Source organism: Roseateles microcysteis (genome assembly GCF_036880965.1).
Classification (GTDB): Bacteria; Pseudomonadota; Gammaproteobacteria; order Burkholderiales; family Burkholderiaceae_C; genus JAUASW01.
On record NZ_JBAJMV010000004.1, the window covers coordinates 134,664 to 147,961 of the forward strand.

At 63.5% G+C, this 13,298-nt stretch carries 11 protein-coding genes; 1 reads left to right on the top strand and 10 read right to left on the bottom strand.

From position 1 onward, the window contains the following. Positions 1–6: 6 nt before the first annotated feature. The 9 genes from V3596_RS12490 to V3596_RS12530 all read right to left on the bottom strand — a co-directional run bounded on the left by V3596_RS12490 (position 7) and on the right by V3596_RS12530 (position 10,300). Positions 7–1,137 carry a deoxyguanosinetriphosphate triphosphohydrolase gene (locus V3596_RS12490; RefSeq protein WP_334278081.1) on the bottom strand — a complete coding sequence of 377 codons (1,131 nt, stop codon included), beginning with the start codon at positions 1,135–1,137 and terminating at the stop codon, positions 7–9. A gap of 21 nt (positions 1,138–1,158) precedes the next feature. Next, entirely contained in the window at positions 1,159–2,259 is a 1,101-nt protein-coding gene (gene aroB, locus V3596_RS12495; RefSeq protein WP_334278082.1) for a 3-dehydroquinate synthase, read from the bottom strand. 68 nt (positions 2,260–2,327) lie between these two features. Beyond that, positions 2,328–2,888: a shikimate kinase gene (locus tag V3596_RS12500; protein WP_334278457.1), complete on the bottom strand. Its 561-nt coding sequence runs from the start codon at positions 2,886–2,888 to the stop codon at positions 2,328–2,330. After that, complete coding sequence (locus V3596_RS12505; RefSeq protein ID WP_334278083.1) at positions 2,885–5,116, bottom strand: hypothetical protein; 2,232 nt, start codon at positions 5,114–5,116, stop codon at positions 2,885–2,887. The genes V3596_RS12500 and V3596_RS12505 overlap by 4 nt, the downstream gene beginning before the upstream one ends. A gap of 89 nt (positions 5,117–5,205) precedes the next feature. Then, a complete protein-coding gene (gene pilQ, locus V3596_RS12510) occupies positions 5,206–7,356 on the bottom strand; it encodes a type IV pilus secretin PilQ (RefSeq protein ID WP_334278084.1) in 2,151 nt (716 codons plus the stop codon). A gap of 26 nt (positions 7,357–7,382) precedes the next feature. Further along, positions 7,383–7,919, bottom strand: a complete 537-nt coding sequence (locus V3596_RS12515; protein WP_334278085.1) for a pilus assembly protein PilP — start codon at positions 7,917–7,919, stop codon at positions 7,383–7,385. Between the two features lie 8 nt (positions 7,920–7,927). Continuing rightward, positions 7,928–8,611 carry a type IV pilus inner membrane component PilO gene (locus tag V3596_RS12520; RefSeq protein ID WP_334278086.1) on the bottom strand — a complete coding sequence of 228 codons (684 nt, stop codon included), beginning with the start codon at positions 8,609–8,611 and terminating at the stop codon, positions 7,928–7,930. 4 nt (positions 8,612–8,615) lie between these two features. Further along, a complete protein-coding gene (locus V3596_RS12525) occupies positions 8,616–9,224 on the bottom strand; it encodes a PilN domain-containing protein (protein ID WP_334278087.1) in 609 nt (202 codons plus the stop codon). Next, positions 9,221–10,300 carry a pilus assembly protein PilM gene (locus tag V3596_RS12530; RefSeq protein WP_334278088.1) on the bottom strand — a complete coding sequence of 360 codons (1,080 nt, stop codon included), beginning with the start codon at positions 10,298–10,300 and terminating at the stop codon, positions 9,221–9,223. The genes V3596_RS12525 and V3596_RS12530 overlap by 4 nt, the downstream gene beginning before the upstream one ends. A 262-nt stretch (positions 10,301–10,562) precedes the next feature. Here V3596_RS12530 and V3596_RS12535 point away from each other — a divergent pair, with 262 nt between their 5' ends. After that, positions 10,563–12,929, top strand: a complete 2,367-nt coding sequence (locus tag V3596_RS12535; RefSeq protein ID WP_334278089.1) for a penicillin-binding protein 1A — start codon at positions 10,563–10,565, stop codon at positions 12,927–12,929. 3 nt (positions 12,930–12,932) lie between these two features. Here the strand turns inward: V3596_RS12535 and cyaY are convergent, their stop codons facing one another. Further along, positions 12,933–13,289, bottom strand: a complete 357-nt coding sequence (cyaY, locus tag V3596_RS12540; protein ID WP_334278090.1) for an iron donor protein CyaY — start codon at positions 13,287–13,289, stop codon at positions 12,933–12,935. Positions 13,290–13,298 lie beyond the last annotated feature (9 nt).

Sequence of the window (13,298 nt, forward strand, 5' to 3'; positions counted from 1 at the left end):
CGCGAGCTAGGCCGGGAACAACTGCTGCCCGGTCAGACGCTGATGCTCACGCAGCGCGTAGCGGTCGGTCATGCCGGCGATGTAGTCGGCCACGGCGCGCGGAATGTCGTCTGCACTGGCGAACTCCTCGGGCAATTGGGCCGGATCTTCAAAGTAGATGCGAAACAGATCGCGCAGTACGGCCTCGGCCTTCATGCGCGTCTCAGCCACCTGGCGATGGCGGTAGAGATTGGCAAACAGGAAGCGCTTGAGCTCGGTGCTGGCCGCACGCATGTCGGCGCTGAAGCGCAGCAGCGGCGGGCCGGCGCGGGCGGCATCGGCGTCAGGCGGCGCGGCCTCCTGCAAAAGGGCGCGGCTGGCATCGATGATGTCGTAGACCTGGGCCGAGAGCATGCGGCGGATGGTTTCAGCGAGCAGGCGCTTGGCGCTCAGCTGGGGGTACTCGGCCAAGGCCTCGCGCAGGTAGCGCTGCACCAGCGGCACTGCTTCCAGCTGTTCCAGCGTGACCAGGCCGGAGCGCACGCCGTCGTCAACGTCATGGGCGTTGTAGGCGACTTCATCCGCCAGATTGCACAACTGGGCTTCGAGACTGGGCTGCGTGCCATTCAGGAATCGGGCGGCCACGCCGCCAGGCTCAAGAGCTTCCAGCGCCTGCGCGTTGCGCCGCGAGCAATGCTTCAGGATGCCCTCGCGCGATTCGAACGTGAGGTTGAGCCCATCGAAGGCCGGGTAGCGCTGCTCCAGTTGATCAACCACACGCAGGCTCTGCAGGTTGTGCTCGAAGCCGCCAAAGTCCTTCATGCAATCATCCAGCACGTCCTGGCCGGCGTGGCCGAAAGGCGTGTGGCCGAGGTCGTGCGCCAGAGCCACCGTCTCGACCAGGTCTTCATCCAGCCCCAGGCTTCGAGCGATGGAGCGGCCCAGCTGAGCGACCTCCAGCGAATGCGTCAGGCGCGTGCGGAACAGGTCGCCTTCATGGTTCAGAAAGACTTGCGTCTTGTAGACCAGGCGACGGAAGGCCGTGCTGTGCACGATGCGATCGCGGTCGCGCTGGAACTCGCTGCGCGTGGGCGCGGCCGGCTCGGGGTAGCGGCGGCCTTTGCTCTGGTGGGGGTGGCAGGCGTAGGCAGCGCGCATCGTGGTGTTCTTCGGTTCGGTTCAGGCGGTGCAGTGGTCCAGCACTTCGGCCACCAGCGCATCGGGCGCACTGTGCATGCCGGCCCGACCCATGGCCTCGATCAGCACGAAGCGGATCTCGCCGCCTTCGGCCTTCTTGTCGACCCGCATCAGCTCAAGATAGCGTTCGGTACCGAGTTTGGGTCCGACGACCGGCAGGCCCGCTCGCTCGATCAGGCGGCGCATGCGCGCTGCAAACTCGGCCGGCATCGGCCCCAGGCGCACCGACAGCTCAGCAGCCATCACCATGCCGCAGCCGACCGCCTCGCCGTGCAGCCATTCGCCATAGCCCATGCCGGTTTCAATCGCATGGCCGAAGGTGTGGCCGAAATTGAGGATGGCGCGGATGCCGCTTTCTCGCTCGTCCTGGCCCACGACCCAGGCCTTGATCTCGCAGCTGCGTTGCACGGCATACGCCAGGGCCGCTTTGTCTCGCGCGAGCAAGGCATTGAGATTGGCTTCGATCCAGTCGAGGAAGGCAGCATCGGCGATGGGGCCGTACTTGATCACCTCGGCCAGGCCGGCCGACAACTCGCGCGGCGGCAGCGTGTCCAGGGTGTCCAGATCAGCGATCACCCGCTGCGGCTGGTAGAACGCGCCCACCATGTTCTTGCCCAGCGGGTGGTTGATCGCGGTCTTGCCGCCCACCGAAGAATCGACCTGCGAGAGCAGCGTGGTGGGCACCTGCACGAAAGGCACGCCGCGCATATAGATGGCTGCGGCAAAGCCGGTCATGTCGCCGATCACACCGCCGCCCAAGGCCACGAGCACCGTCTTGCGGTCGCTGGCGGTGGAAAGCAATTTGTCGATGATCGCGTTCAGCGAGGCCCAGTCCTTGTGCTGCTCGCCGTCGGGCAGCACGACAGTCTCGATGCGTGCGTAATGCCTGCCGAGCTGCGCCCTCACCCGCTCCAGATACAGCGGCGCGACGGTCTCGTTGCTGACGATCAATGCGGATGCCGCCTTGGGCAGGCCTTGCCAGCTGCTGGCTGCGTCAAGCAGGCCGGGGGCGATCAGGATGTCGTAGCTGCGCTCATCCAGCGCGATGGGAACGGTGATGACGGGCAACGGCGAAGCACTCATGCCCGCAAGTGTACGGGCCGCCCCTGCTCGAACCCACCGCCGGGCCACAGCGAACCGTCGCGAAACGCTCAGTGAGGCTCTGCGCCGACCGAAGCCTTCACCCGCATCGGGCTGACCAGGCCGGCCAGCTCCAATTGCATCAGGACCATATTGACCAGACCCTGCACCGAGGGACGGCCGGTCTCGAGCACGAAATGGGCGGTCCGGCGGTACAGCGGGTCGCGCACGGCAAAGAGCTCGCGCAGCTTGGCCATCGGGTCCTTGACCTGCAGCAGCGGGCGCTGAGTGTCATGACGCAGGCGTCGGAACAGTTCCTCCGGCGTCGAGCGCAGGTAGAGCACGGTTGAGCGCTCATGCAGGCAGTCGCGGTTCTCCTCGCGCAGCACCGCGCCACCGCCGGTGGCCAACACCATGTCTGAATCAGCAGCGAGCAGGCCGGCAATCACTTCGCTCTCGATCAAGCGAAAAGCCTCTTCGCCCTCTCGGGCGAAGAAGCTCTTGATGGCGCAGCCGATGCGCTTCTCGATCTCGGTGTCCGAGTCGACAAAAGGCACGTCAAGCTGACGTGCCAGTTGTCGCCCGACCGTGGACTTGCCACCGCCGGGCATGCCGACGAGGGCGACTCTCAGGGGGTGCACGCAGCAAGGCTGTAGCGATAGCGCTGATCTGCAGTCCACTTGGACTGGTCGCTTGGGTCAGTCGCCGTCTTGGGGGTAGCCGTGTCGGCGTCCCACAGCTTTTGAAGTGCATCCTTCACAGCCTGCCCGTAATCAAGCTTCGAGATGAAGATCGACACAGAGGTGGTCAAACCACTGGGTGATTTGACATTCATGGTGACCGTGCCTTCACTGGTCTTGTCGTCGAACTTGTAGCTGAAGGTCACGCCGCCGACCGACAGCGAATTCGCAACCGGGGAGCCGCCGAGCAGCGTCGCAGACAAGCCATCCGTCGTGACGAAGGCAACCACCGTCCCGGCAGCCATCGGGTTGCGGGCCACGTCATTCGCATCGGCCAGTGTCAGTGTGATCGTGCTTGCGGTGCCCATGCCGTACAGCTGAGTACCGTGAACAACCCGGTAGTTCAAGCGCTGCTCAACGTCATCCACATAGTGCGTCGTCAATGTCACGGGCGCTGCGCAAGAGCCTGCCGCACCAACTGCGTTCGGATGCCAAGTCGTTCCCCAAAGCGGACGCGACGCCGAGGTGGACAGCACGGTTTGCACGGCCCTGCGCACATAGGCGCGGCCCCACTGCTGACTGCAGGTGTTGGGGCGTACTGGCACAGATTCATCCCGCTTGAACAAGGCCGAAGCGCCATCTGAGCAGGCCTTGACATCACCGGTCGCCAGGGAAATGAACTGGTCTTCGCTGGCTTGGTAGAAGCCGTCGTACTTGCGATCCAGGAAGAGGTCGCCCAGGTCCTGGAAGTCCTCGCCGGTGTCGTAGACGTTGTTGCCATTGGTGTCCAGGAAGGACTTTTCGCCCAGCGCGTATGCCACGACGGTGAGGCGACCATCGGCAGGCACGGGCGCCGAAGACACAAAGTTGGCGGTCGCCGTGGCAATGCCATTGCTGTTGAGCGAGGTCTGCCTGATCGCCTGGATCTGGCCGCCTTCCGAGACGAAATTGATCGCAGTGCCATCCGGCACCGGATTGCCCAGTCGATCCGAGGCAATGACGGTGTAGGTGTTGGGCGCGCCCTGGATGTTGAAGCCCTCGATGTTCAGCGTTGCAGGCGACATCGAGAAGTTCAGTTGCGAAGGCAAACCAACGGCAATGGCCAGGGAGCTCGAAACCGTGGAGATGTTGCTGCCTTGCAGCGTCGCCTTGATTCGCACAGGCGTCGGCACCGTACCCGAGTTGATGCGAACGATCACATTGCCGTTGCTGTCGGTCACCTTGGTCACCGCACCCGTCTGGTCATCCAGACGCAGGTCACCGACCAGCACGCTGGGCTCCAGCACCACCGTTCTGCCCGGCAAGCCGTTGCTGTTGGCGTCCTTCACCTGGAAGGTCACGTTGGAGCTCTCGACCAGGCCGGAACCGCGCAAATAGATATTTGTAGGCGAAGCCGAAACGAAGCCGATGCTGGCTGCGGACGGCGAGCTCACCGGCAGGGCCAGGGTCTGGGTCAGGCTGGTGCCGTTAACCGACACCTGGAGGTTTTCAGCAGCCGCCAATGCACCGCAACCACCGTCACGGAAAGTGAAGGTTGCGCGCCCGGTGCTCGTGGTCTGGGTCGTCGGCGTCAAGGTGCCCTTGCCGGCGGTCGTGCAGGAAGAGGTCACTGACAAGGTCACCGGCGCAGTGGCCGAAGTACCTGCCAAGGTCACTGTGAGGTTGGCCTGGCCATAGGCCGAGAGATTCGCAACATCGGAGGTGAAGGAGGAGATCGTGACGTTGGTCGCCGTCAACTGGAAGCCCGTCGATGCGCTGTAGGGCTTGTCCAGATAGGTGACTGCGGCCCTGACCGTGTCTGCACCGGTGGACGTCGCGTTGGCAGGCGACATGACCGTGGTGGCAACACCCGCTGCGTCGGTCAGCGCAGACGCCGCGCTGAAGCTACCAAGGCCGCCATCGGTCGAGAACTTGACGATCAGGCCAGCCAAGGGCGTGCCGGCCTTGTTGGTGACCGTGGCCGTGACCGTCGCAGGCGCGCCGGCTGTGACGGTGGTCGAGGACAGGCTCACGGCAACAGCAGCCGTATCGGTTGATGGCGTGCCAGAGTTGCCACCACCACCCACCACCGGCGTACCCGCCGAGCCACCGCCGCCGCCGCAGGCGACCAGGGCCGCACTGAGGGCCACGCCTGCGAGGCCATTCAGCACACGCTTTCCGAGGCCAACAAGTTTCATCATTTCCTCAATCTCCATCTGGGCCGGCAGCGGTCAAGCGCCAGCAGCTCCCTCATGCATTCACCGTCCGCGCCGCGCTGACGTCACAACCGTCACTTGACGACGGTGCGCTCGCTGACAACCTTGGGCGTCAGGAAGATCAGCAATTCGGTCTTGCTGGAAATCCGGGCCTTGTTCTTGAACAGATTGCCCAGGAACGGAATATCGCCCAGCAGCGGCACCTTGCTCTCATCAACTCGCTCATCTTGCGTAAAGATGCCGCCGATCACGACTGTGCCGCCGTTCTCGACCAGCACCTGCGTCTGCACATGCTTGTTGTTGATGGCATAGCCCTGCGGCGTCAGCGTGCCGCGGCTGTCCTTGTTGACGTCCACCGTCATGATCACATTGCCCTCGGGCGTGATCTGCGGCGTGACTTCAAGCTTGAGCACCGCCTTCTTGAACGCGATCGAGGTCGCACCGCTGGCCGTGGCCACCTGGTAGGGCAGTTCTTCACCCTGCTCGATCAAGGCCTTGACCTGGTCGGCGGTGATGACGCGCGGGCTCGAAACGATCTTGCCCTTGCCATCGGCTTCCAGTGCGGAGAGCTCCAGGTTCAGGAAGCGGTTGGCCGTGGCGCTGAACAGCGACAGCGCGAAGTTCACCGGGCTGGCGCCAGCAAAGGCGTCTGAAGAAACGTTGGCAGGCAGGTTGACGAACTGGCTGTTGGCGTAGTTCTGCGCCGGACCCTGGCCCGTCTGCGAGCCCACGGCGTTGTAGTTGCCCCCGACGGTCAGGTAGTTGTTGCCAGCAAGGTTGTAACCTGGAATGCCACCTTGAACGCCACGCAGATCCTGGCTGCCCAGCTTGACGCCCAGCGCGCGGCCGAACTTGTCGTCCGCCTCGACGATGCGTGCCTCGATCAGCACTTGCCGCACCGGAATATCGATCTTGGCGATCATGGCCTGGATCTCTTCCAGCTTGGACGGAATGTCGCTGACGAAGAGCTGGTTGGTCCGGCTCTCGGAGATGACACTGCCACGCGGCGAAAGAATCCGGGTGCTGGTGGCGCCGCCACCGCCGCCGCTGCCGCCGCTGGTGGTCGTGCCCGCCAGCCCCTTGGCCACTTCGTCGGCCTTGGTGTAGTTGAGCTGGAAGGCCTGGGTACGGACGGGCTCCAGGTTGGCGATCTGGGCCTTGGCCTCGAGCTCCATCTTCTCCTTGGCCGCCAGCTCGTCCTTGGGCGCGATCAGCAGCACATTGCCGGTCTTGCGCAGGCCCAGGTTCTTGGCCTGCATGATGATGTCCAGCGCCTGGTCCCAAGGCACGTCCTTGAGGCGCAGCGTGACGTTGCCGGTCACGGTGTCGCTGGTCACCACGTTGAAGTTGGTGAAGTCAGCGATGACCTGCAGCAGTGCACGGACTTCGATGTTCTGGAAATTCAGCGAGAGCTTGTCGCCCGCGAAGCCGGGGCCGGCCACCAGCTTGTTCGGATCGACCTTCTGCGGCCGCACCTCGAGCACGAACTGGTTGTCGGTCTGGTAGGCGCTGTGCTCCCAGGCGCCGCGCGGCTCGACCAGCATGCGCACACGGTCGCCGTTCTGGTTGACCGAGATCGACTGCACCGGCGTGCCGAAATCGGTCACGTCCAGGCGACGACGCAGGGCTTCCGGCAACGTCGAGCGCAGGAATTCAACCACCAGGGACTGGCCTTGCTGCTGAATGTCCACGCCGACCTGATTGCTCGGCAAGTTGACGATCACTCGGCCGGTGCCGTCCTGGCCGCGGCGGAAGTCGATGTCCTTGATCGCCTGCGGGCTGCTGTTGAGCGGCTGCGCAAAGTGAACTGGCTCGCTGGTAGTGGCCGCGGCGGTGGCCGGGCTACCGCTGTCCAGCACCAGGACCAGGGCGTTGTCCTGCAGCTGCGCCCGATAGCTGGCTGCCTGACGCAGGTTCAGCACCAGGCGGGTCCGCTCGCCGGCCTGCGCCACATTGATCGAACGCAGATTGCCCTGATTCACCTCGACGAGCGAGCGGCCGAGGTCATTGCTGACGCCAGGCAGGTCGATCGCTATGCGCGGCGGTGTCTGCACCGTGAAGCCGCGTGGCAACTCGGTCAGCGGCTGTGCCAACTCGATGCGCACGACCTCCGAACCGGCTTGCTGCACGCTGTTGATCGATTTGATGCTGTTCTGCGCCCAGGCCTGAAGCGGCAGCAGCATGCACGTGGAAAGAGCCAAGGCCCATGCGCGCCAACGATTCATCCTCGAGATCTCCTGAGTGATTTTTCTCATCGTCCCTTCTCCTGAAGCTGGAGGGTCGTGATGCGCTCAACCTGATCGCCGGTCGCGTCCTGGACGAGTTCCCGCAAGGTAATGGCGGTCTCGCTGATTTGCTTGACGAGACCGAAGTTCTGACCGAGATAGTCGCCGGTCTTGACCTGGTAGAGCAGGTTGTCGACCTTGACCAGTGCGTAGCGGCGTTCCTGACGTGTCAGGCTGCCCACCATGCTCATGCTGTCCAGCGGATAGGCCTCCAGCGGCTCGCGCCGCCGATTCAGCTCAGCCGCCAGCAGCGAGTTGGGCTGGCTGGCTTCCTGCTTCACCGCCACGCTCAGCTTCTGGGCACTGAAGGGCTCAACGCCGGCCATGGCCTCATAGGGCTGGGGCTGGAATTTCTTCGGGGGCACCAGCGGCGGCACATTGGCGCGTGCCCGGTCAGCCTCGGACTTCATCCAGCCCTGCAATTCATCCAGATCTGCGGAGCAGCCAGCCAAAATCAGGCCCAGCGCCAGCACAGCGATTCTTGATGCGTGCATCGTCATCATTGCAGGCCTCATTTCTTTGCCGCCTTGGCCGCGGCCTTCTTTTGCTCGGCCACTTCATTCGAATCCAGGTAGCGATAGGTGCGGGCCGTGGCTTCCATGCTGAGGTTGCCGCTCTGGTCCTTGGCGGGTGCAACCACCGCCAGGTTGTGCAGGGTCACGATGCGGGAGAGATTGGCGACGTCGGCCGCAAAGGAGCCGATGTCGTGATAGCGACCCGACACCCGCAAGCTGATCGGCTTCTCGGCGTAGTAGTCCTTCATCACTTCCTGGCCCGGCCGGAACAGCTCGAAATTCAGGCCGCGGCCCAGGCCCGCCTGATTGATGTCCGACAGCAGCGCGTCCATCTCAGCCTTGTTCGGCAACTGCTTTTCAAGCTGCAGCACGTATTCCTCGACCTGGCTCTTTTGCTTGCGCAATTCGGGCAGGTTGACGGCCTGGGCCAGCTTGCCCTGGTACTGCTCGCGCAGCTTGGGTTCTTCGGCACGCACGTTGTCGAGCGCCGTCTGCGCGTCTGACAGGGCGAGCACCCAGCCTGCGCCGCAAACCACCGCCACCACAGCCACGAAGGCCGAGAGCTTGGGCAGGAAGGGCCATTGACCAGGCTCGTTGGGGTTGAGGCCGCGGAACTGGTCCGCAACGCTTTCACCCCAGGCGTTCAGGTCGAAATTGAGCTTCTTGGAATTGTTTGCCATGTGCTCAAGCCTTGTTCGGCGCTGCCTTCTTGGCGCCGGCCGGTGCTTCGACCTGCGGCGCCTTGATCGACACCTTCATCTGGAATTCAAACAGGCGCCGCTGATCACGCGAGCTGGTGATCAGGTTGGCCTGCTTGATCTCGACCAGATCGGCCTTCTCCAGCCATTCAGAGCCACCCCCTGCGTTGCGCAGGAACTCGGAAACACGCTCCTGTGTCTGAGCGATGCCGGTGACGGCGACCACCTTGTCGGTCTGGCGGATGCTGGTGAGGTAGATGCCCTCGGGCGTGAAGCGGGCCAGCTCATTCAGCAGGTAGACCGGCGTGTTGCGGTCGGTCTGCAGGCCTTCGACGGCCTTCTGGCGCGCTTGCAGGGCCTCGATCTCGGCCTTCAAGTTGGCGATGTCCTTGATCTGCAGGTCCAGCCGGGCGATCTCGGCAGACAGGTAATCATTGCGGCGCTGCTGTTCGCTGGCGAGATGCTGCAAGAGCAGATAAACAAAGCCGACGATCAGCAGGCCCAGCACGGCAGAGGCGCCGATGCCGGCAAAGAAGGCCGTCTTGCGACGCTTGCGCTTCTCTTCCCGGTACGGCAGCAGGTTGATCAGGATCACGAGTAGAACCTCCGCATCGCCAGGCCGCAGGCGGTCAGATAGGACGGTGCCTCGCGGCGCAGCTTGGGTTCACGCACCGCAGAACCCAGGCCCATGTTCTCGAACGGATTCACGATCATGCAGGCAAAGCCGGTCAATTCGGTGACCCGTTCCTTCAGGCCCGGCACGGTTGCCGTACCGCCGGCCAGCATCACATAGTGCACCTTGTGATGCGGCGTGCTGGTGAAGAAATACTGCAGCGCCCGGCCGATTTCCTGCGACAGACTGTCCACGAAGGGGTTCAGCACCGCCACTTCGTAGTCGTCGGGCAGGTCGTTGGCGAGCTTCTTGGATTCAGCTTCCTCGAAGGAGAAGCCGTATTGACGCGAGATCAGCTGGGTGAGCTGCGAGCCCCCGAAGGCCTGGTCTCGGTCGTAAAGCATTTCGTCGTCGCGCAGCACCTTGAGGCTGGTGGTGTCGGCGCCGATCTCGAACAGCGCCACCAGCGCGTCGCGGCCTTCGTTGGGCAGGGTGGCGATCAGGCGACCCATGGCCATGCGCGAGGCATGCGATTCAATGTCAAGGACAACCGGCTTGAGACCGGCCGCTTCGGCCAGACCCTGGCGGTCTTGCACTCTGTCCTTGCGCGATGCAGCGATCAGCACTTCAACGTCGCCGACCGATGTCGGGCTGGGGCCGATCACGCAGAAGTCGAGGCTGACTTCGTCGAGCGAGAAAGGAATGTATTGGTTGGCTTCGGCCTCGACCTGGAGCTCCATCTCCTCGTCGCGCAGTCCGGCCGGCAGCATGATCTTCTTGGTGATCACGGCCGACTGGGGCATGGCCAGCACCGCATCGCGGGTGCGGCTGCCACTGCGGGCAACCACCCGGCGCACAGCGTCGGCCACTTCATCGAATTTCTCGATCTGGCCGTCGGTGATCCAGCCTTTTTCGAACGGCTCGGACGCAAAACGCTCCAGCACCATTTCGCCGCTGGCGCTTTGGCTCAACTCCACCAGCTTGACGCTGGACGAGCTGATATCCAGGCCGATCATGGGCGGGTGCTTGCGCCCCAGCAGTACATCCAATATTCCCATGACGCGTATCCCCAAACGCGCAAACTTGCGCCGGACTTATTAATAAGTTACTTGAATGCTAGCAGCAAAGCCTATGACACATCAAAGAAAACCGGTCACAGCAAGTAACGCCCCGTTGCTAAACATACACGTCTGCTCTGCAGATAAAGAGCTGAAAAACACCAGCCAATGGGTCTTGTCAAGCCTTGCCGTGAAGCATCTCACGGCCGCGAATCGAATGTTGCAGCCCTTCTTATAATTGCGCCAGTCAAATCGGAGCCTCATGAGCGAAGCCAAGTCCAGCGAATCCGCGTCACGCGACGGCGCCCGCCGCAAACATTGGGCTGTACGGGCAGCGTTCTGGCTGCTGGGCCTGGGAGCCGCCGCAGGTCTGGCTGGCCTGCTGATCCTGGGCATGGTGCTGGCCCTGGCCTCCCCCAATCTGCCGGATATCTCGGGCCTGACCGATTACCGGCCCAAGCTGCCGCTGCGCGTGCTGTCGGCCGAAGGCGTATTGCTGGCCGAATTTGGCGAGGAGCGCCGCAATTACCTGCCGATCCGCGAAATTCCCAAGGTGATGCAGGAAGCGGTGCTCGCGATCGAGGATGCGCGCTTCTACCAGCACGGCGGCGTCGACTACCTGGGCGTGATCCGCGCCGGCCTGGCCAATGTGGGCGAGGCCCGCAGCCAGGGCGCATCGACGATCACGATGCAGGTTGCGCGCAATTTCTATCTCTCCACCGAGAAAACCCTGACACGCAAGGTCTACGAAATATTGTTGGCCTTGAAGATCGAGAACGCCCTGAGCAAGGAGCAGATTCTCGAGATTTACATGAATCAGATTTTCCTGGGGCACCGGGCTTACGGCTTTGCTGCTGCCAGCGAGGTTTATTTCGGCAAGCCGCTGAAACAGGTGACGGTAGCCGAAGCCGCCATGCTGGCCGGGCTACCCAAGGCGCCCTCGGCCTACAACCCGATCAACAACCCGCGCCGGGCCACGGTGCGCCAGCGCTACATCATCGACCGCATGCTGGAGAACGGCTACATCACGGCCGAGCAGCACGCCAGCGCCAAGGCCCAGGTCCTGCGCTACCGGCAGCTCAGTGAAGCCCCTTCCAATGCGCAGTACGTGGCCGAGGCGGCGCGCCAGCTGATCCACGGCCAGTATGGCGACGAGACCTACACCCGCGGCCTCAACGTCTACCTGACGCTGCGCGCGGATGAACAGACCGTCGCCTACAAGGCGCTGCGCCGCGGCATCATGGATTTCGAGCGCCGCCAGGTCTACCGCGGGCCCGAGGCCTACGTGGACCTGCCGGCCGAACAGAAGGACCTCGACGCACGCATCGCGGAGGCGCTGTCCGACCATCCGGACAACGACGACCTGCAGGCCGCCGTGGTGCTCGAGGCCGACCCGAAGAAGGTCACGGCAGCGCTGCTCAATGGCGAGACCATCACCATCGTCGGCGAGGGCCTGAAGCCAGCCACCTCCGGCCTGTCCGAGAAGGGCAACCCGAAGACACGCATCCGCCGCGGTGCGGTGATCCGGGTGATCAAGGCCGTCGTCAAGGGCAAGGATGAATGGACCGTCACCCAGCTGCCCGAGGTGGAAGGCGCTTTTGTCGCCATGGACCCGCGCAACGGCAAGCTGCGCGCCATGGTCGGTGGCTTCGACTTCAACAAGAACAAGTTCAACCACGTGACTCAGGCCTGGCGCCAGCCGGGTTCCAGCTTCAAGCCCTTCATCTACTCAGCCGCACTTGAGAAGGGCTTCACGCCCAGCACCGTGGTGAACGACGCGCCGCTGTTCTTCGATGCCACGACGACCGGCAGCCAACCCTGGGAACCGAAGAACTACGATGGCACCTTCGACGGCCCCCTGCCCTTGCGCCGGGCGCTCGCCAAATCCAAGAACATGGTGTCCATCCGGGTGCTGCAGTCGATCGGCGTCGACTATGCGCAGCAATGGATCACGCGTTTCGGCTTCGATGCCGACAAGCATCCGGCCTACCTGACCATGGCGCTGGGCGCCGGTTCGGTCACGCCGATGCAGATGACGCAGGGCTACGCCGTGTTCGCCAATGGCGGCCACCTGGTGACGCCGCAGCTGATCAGCAAGCTGACCGACAACAAGGGCAAGCTGCTCTACCAGGCGCCCGAGCCAGTAGTCAACGAAGGCAACCGCGTCATCGACGAGCGCAATGCCTTCATGATGACCAGCCTCTTGCAGGAGGTCACACGCAGCGGCACCGCTGCCAAGGCCCAGGCCACCCTGAAGCGCCCGGACATCTACGGCAAGACCGGCACCACGAACGATTCGATGGACGCCTGGTTTGCCGGCTACCAGGAAGAAGTGGTGGCTGTGGTCTGGATTGGCTATGACCAGCCACGCAAGCTCGGCGACCGGGAAACTGGCGGCGGCCTCTCGTTGCCGGTCTGGATCGAGTACATGGGCTTCGCCCTGCGCAACACGGCGGTCTCCGAACCCTCTGCACCCGAAGGCATCGTGAACCTCAACGGCGAGTGGTATTTCGACGAGTTCACCGGCCACACCGGCGTGAAGGCGTTGACGCCGGCAGAAGATTCGAAGCTGCCTCAGCCCGCCACCGAGGCCGAGAAAAAGAGCATCCTCGACCTGTTCAAGCGATGAGGTTCAGGCGCTGGTGAACTGCAGCGCCTGACCCGCCTGGGCGCTGACATGCTCAGACAGCAGGGCATGGAACTCGCGGCCTTCGCGCTCGAGCCAGCGCCCATCCACGTAGCGGAAATGGAAGCCGCCTCCCCGCGCAGCCAGCCAGACTTCCTGCAGCGGCGGTTGCGTGTTCAAGACAATCTTGCTACCGCCCGGCAGGCTCAGCTCCATCAAGCCGCCGGTGCGGTGGGTGTCGATATCGACCACATCGGCATCGAGCCAGCCATCAATCGTCGCCTCGACCCGGTCCAGCAAGGCGCGCGTCTTGGTCTGGTAGTCGATATCGCTGAGGGGCGTGGCGGCGAGGGAGGCGGTCATGACCGATAA